This window comes from Vibrio hibernica (genome assembly GCF_015223435.1).
Taxonomy (GTDB): Bacteria; Pseudomonadota; Gammaproteobacteria; order Enterobacterales; family Vibrionaceae; genus Vibrio; species Vibrio hibernica.
Genome location: NZ_VHKO01000094.1, coordinates 1 through 4,815 on the forward strand (window position 1 = coordinate 1; position 4,815 = coordinate 4,815).

Below are 4,815 nucleotides of genomic sequence, written 5' to 3' on the forward strand. Positions count from 1 at the left end.
AATTTTCTCATAAAGTGACATTAACATTGATAGCAAGCCTACTTCTTTCTGGCTGCGCTGTACCTGGATCTTACTTAAGTTTAAGCGGTAAAAATATTGTTCAATCAGAAGGGAAGTCTGGCGATAAAGATAAAAAAGAAGAAGCCGACTTATCTAGTCGAGTGAATGTATACAGTTTAACACCCAATACTGTTAGTCAATTTAAAACCGATCAAGCCTCATCCCGTGCTAATCCTGAACTTGACCAAAAAGTTTCTACCTATCAATACTATATTGGCCCAGGTGATATTCTAAATATTACTATTTGGGATCACCCTGAATTAACTATTCCTGCGGGCTCTTATCGTAGCTCTAGTGAATCAGGCAACTGGGTGCATTCAGATGGTACGATTTTCTATCCTTATATTGGCACTGTAAAAGTTGCGGGTAAAACGGTCACTCAAATTCGCAACGAAATTTCAAAACGTCTTGCCCACTATATTGAAAGCCCACAGGTAGATGTGAATGTAGCTGCATTTCGGGCGCAAAAAGCTTACATCACGGGTGAAATCAACCATCCAGGCCAACAATCTATTACCAATGTCCCACTCACTATTTTAGATGCCATCAACGGCGCGGGTGGTTTAGCCATGGAAGCTGATTGGCGGAATGTAACACTTACTCGTATGGGTAAAGAGGAAAGCATTTCTCTTTATGCACTAATGCAACGTGGTGATTTAACTCAAAACAGATTGCTTGAAAATGGCGATATAATTCATGTACCGCGTAATGATAGCCAAAAGGTATTCGTTTTAGGTGAAGTTAAAGAACCAAAATTACTTAAGATTGATCGTTCTGGTATGAGTCTAACCGAAGCATTAAGTAGTGTTGGTGGCATTAATGAATTAGAAGCCGATACAACAGGTGTATTTGTTATACGTGGCCTTAAACGTGGTGGGCAGATAGCAAACACTGAGCAACCGGATAATCAAGATACGTCAATTGGGCACGACAGGATCTCTACACAGGGCGGTAGTAATGAACAAGATTCACCCATTGCCAATATTTACCAATTGGATATTAAAGATGCAACTGCGCTGGTAATTGGTACTGAATTCCAAATGGAACCTTATGACATTGTTTATGTAACAGCGGCCCCGTTAACTCGCTGGAATCGTGTGGTTAGACAGTTATTACCAACTATCAGTGGGTTTAATAATTTATCTAGAGGTTTGAATTACTACACAGACTTGAAATAGGAAATATTCTCTAGGTTCTAGAGAATATAATGGGAAATTAATGTTTAACAAAATTTTAGTCGTGTGTGTCGGGAATATCTGCCGCTCTCCAACTGGTGAGCGTTTGTTACAAGCTGTATTACCAAATAAATACATTGCCTCGGCCGGTATTGGTGTAAGCAAAAGTGGGTTAGATGGAAAAGGCGCAGATAAGCAAGCACAGATGATTGCTGAGCTGAATAATGTAAGTCTGGAAGGGCATCAATCTCAACAATTAACGGTTGCTATGTGTCTTGAATTCGACCTTATTTTAGTCATGGAAAAGGGTCACATTGACGCGGTTTGTCATTTAGCACCAGAGGTAAGAGGTAAAGTTATGTTATTTGGCCAATGGATAGGGGCCAAGGATATTCCTGACCCTTATCGTAAAAGCCCGGAAGCATTTGAATTTGCCTTTGAACTATTATTGCAATCTACGCAGGCATGGGCATCAAAGCTTTAAATCGCGGTAGTGATACATATAACTTCCCAAATAGGGATATTCAAACATATTGAGTTCAGGTGACAAATAGCCGCGCCTTAATGTCAAAAAGAAGATCGGATCAAGTATGAGCGTTAACCAAAATAGTCCACAAATAGCACCCCACAATAATGATGTAATCGATTTAGCTAAATTATTTGGCCTACTACTAGATAGTCGTGGGTTTATTCTTGGCGTGACCTTTGTGTTTGCCATACTTGGTGTTAGTTATGCTCTGTTAGCAACACCTATTTATAATACTGACGCTTTAATTCAAGTTGAACAAAAAAGTACCGGTATGCCGGCGTTAAGTTCGGAAATGACCGATTTATTTAGCACGGAATCGCCAGCGACTACTGAAATAGAAATTTTGAAATCTCGAATGGTACTGGGTAAGACAGTAGATAATTTAAACCTCACCACGGTTGTTTCTGCTAATCACTTCCCTATTATTGGTAAGGGTTTGTCACGCTTTACTGGTTCGGTTCCATATATTGATATTGCACGCTTTGAATTACCTGAGGATGCCTTGCCGGATAGTTACACCTTAACTCTTACCAATAAAGAGCAGGGTCGCTATACGTTAACTAACAGTGAGGATCGTGAGATTTTAACTGGCAAGATAGGGAAGCTGACTAAAAATGATGATTACACATTATTTATAACCAATATTCAAGCGGATGAAGGCGATAGCTTTAGTGTTGGTAAAATCAGTCGTTTAGATGCGATTCAAAATTTACAGCAAGATTTATCAGTCAGTGAGCGCGGTAAGCAGACTGGTATATTGCAGTTGTCATTAACGGGTGAAAATCGTAGTGACATTCAAGCTATACTGAACGATATCAGTGAAAATTACTTATTGCAAAATGTTGCTCGAAACTCAGCGGAAGCGGAAAGCAGTTTAATCTTCCTGAAAAAACACCTGCCTGAAATTAAACAACAATTAACGAAAGCGGAAGACAAGTTAAATATTTACCGCCAAAATAATGAGTCGGTTGATTTAAATATGGAAGCTAAATCAACCTTAGATGTGATGGTAACGCTAGAGTCACAATTAAACGAATTAACCTTTAAAGAAAGCGATATCTCAAAGCTTTATACAAAGCAGCATCCTGCCTATCAGGCTTTGTTAGATAAACGACAAACACTGTTAAATGAGAAAAAACGCTTAGAAAAACGCATTGAAAAACTGCCAAAAACCCAACGTGAAGTTTTGCGTATGGCTCGAGATGTAGAAGTGACACAGCAAATTTATATCCAGTTACTTAATAAGGTTCAAGAGCTCAATATTGTAAAAGCCAGTACTGTAGGTAACGTACGTATTATCGACAGTGCTCAAGCGTATACCAACGCCGTGAAGCCGAAGAAGCCGCTTATTGCCGTATTAGCTACTTTACTCGGAGGTATGCTATCTGTTGCTATTGTGTTGTTGCGCGCAGCGATGCACAAAGGGGTCGAGTCGCCGGATGATATTGAAGAAATTGGTCTGCCTGTTTATTCTGTTGTCCCCCTTTCTGATTTGCAGATAGACAAAGAAAGGCTCACTAAAAAAGACCGAAAATTAACCATAAAAGATACGTTGCTAGCCTTAATTAATCCTGCAGATCTGTCAATAGAAGCCCTACGTAGTCTACGTACCAGTTTGCACTTTGCCATGATGGAGGCAAGTAATAAGGTATTAATGATCTCAGGCCCTGCGCCGTCAATGGGGAAATCATTCATAGCAACTAATATGGCAGCGGTGATCGCACAATCCGGGCAAAGGGTATTATTAATTGGCGCAGATATGCGTAAAGGTCATATCCATAAAATATTACAATGCGATGAAAAGCCAGGCTTATCAGAATACTTAAGTGGCCAATGTACACTGGAAAACATCGTACAATCTATTGAGCTTGAAGGGTTGGATTGCGTAACTCGCGGTACAATCCCACCCAATCCTTCGGAGTTACTAATGCACCCAAGATTAAAAGTGTTACTCGACTGGGCAGAAGATAATTACGATTGCATTATTATTGATACACCGCCAATTCTAGCCGTAACTGATGCTGCAATTATAGGTAAGCATGCCGGAACCACGTTTATGGTGGGGCGCTTTGCCCAAACCTCGTTAAAAGAAATTGAAATTGCCAAACATCGCTTTGAGCAAAATGGTATTGAAGTCAAAGGTTTTATCTTAAATGCAGTTGAAAAAAAGGCCAGCGTGAAATATGGTAGTTATGGTTATTACAACTACGAATACAAAAGTGATTCTAAATAAGACATAAAACTAAGAAAAGGTGGTAATTGTGTCCGCCTTTTATTGTTTAAAAAGTCGCACAGCCATTGTCTTGCAATATATTAAGATTTTATTTAATCCTGCATAGAAAGATGATGACTTTAATTTGTGAATTCACATGGCGATGTGAATACATAAATCTGTAATTTATTAATATTAGAATGACTTTTTAATGTTAATTTTGTGTGAGGTAAACGTTGCTTTACGTGGTTTAAATATCAAATATCCCGCAAGTAAGAGGGTATAAATAATCTGGGCATTCGTGTGTAGGGTACGCTAAACCTAAGGGCGGTAGCGTGATGATTTTAAGATAGGTACATTGTCTTTTCTCAGGTAAGAGGTTGAACAATGTATATAGAACTAATGGTTACGTTTTTGCTTTCATTCATGTATTTGTTTCTGTTACGCAAGACGGCTAAGCATTATGGTTTAGTAGATAGACCAAACGAAAGAAAGGAAAAAAAGAAGAGCCTATTGGGGCGGTTTTGAAAAAGGTAGCAAAATCTAGGTTTTACAAGGGATAGGCGAAAATAGACTGTCTCAAAATGAATAAAAAGTGTCTCAGTGGCTTAAAATTAACTGAGACGTTTTTGTGAAGTTAAGCTTCTAAAATTTCAGGGAAAAATCATCAACATGCCTATGTTTAAAGGGTTCGCGACCAGGGAAATCGCATGAACACTCCACTTTAAAAGGGCTAAGCGAACTTTAGAAACCTACGAATCTAGTCCGTTTATAACTTGTTTCATCATTAACATCACATCCATATTATTTAAAAAAGGATCAGATTGTAGATCATTTCG

3 protein-coding genes are annotated in these 4,815 nt (G+C 38.7%); all 3 read left to right on the plus strand.

Annotated elements, in window-relative coordinates:
- Window positions 1–14 precede the first annotated feature (14 nt).
- The 3 genes from FH976_RS15420 (at window position 15) to FH976_RS15430 (ending at window position 3,997) form a co-directional block, all read left to right on the plus strand.
- Entirely contained in the window at window positions 15–1,238 is a 1,224-nt protein-coding gene (locus tag FH976_RS15420) for a polysaccharide export protein (RefSeq protein ID WP_194091670.1), read from the plus strand.
- Between the two features lie 40 nt (window positions 1,239–1,278).
- Complete coding sequence (locus FH976_RS15425; protein WP_194091668.1) at window positions 1,279–1,719, plus strand: arsenate reductase/protein-tyrosine-phosphatase family protein; 441 nt, start codon at window positions 1,279–1,281, stop codon at window positions 1,717–1,719.
- A gap of 106 nt (window positions 1,720–1,825) precedes the next feature.
- Window positions 1,826–3,997, plus strand: coding sequence for a polysaccharide biosynthesis tyrosine autokinase (locus FH976_RS15430; RefSeq protein WP_194091669.1), 2,172 nt, complete (start codon window positions 1,826–1,828; stop codon window positions 3,995–3,997).
- Window positions 3,998–4,815 lie beyond the last annotated feature (818 nt).

What these genes read in the sequence shown, in the direction of transcription:
- FH976_RS15430 (WP_194091669.1), top strand. Translation starts at nt 1,826, where the DNA reads ATGAGCGTTAACCAAAATAGTCCACAAATAGCACCCCACAATAATGAT.
- FH976_RS15425 (WP_194091668.1), top strand. Translation starts at nt 1,279, where the DNA reads ATGTTTAACAAAATTTTAGTCGTGTGTGTCGGGAATATCTGCCGCTCT.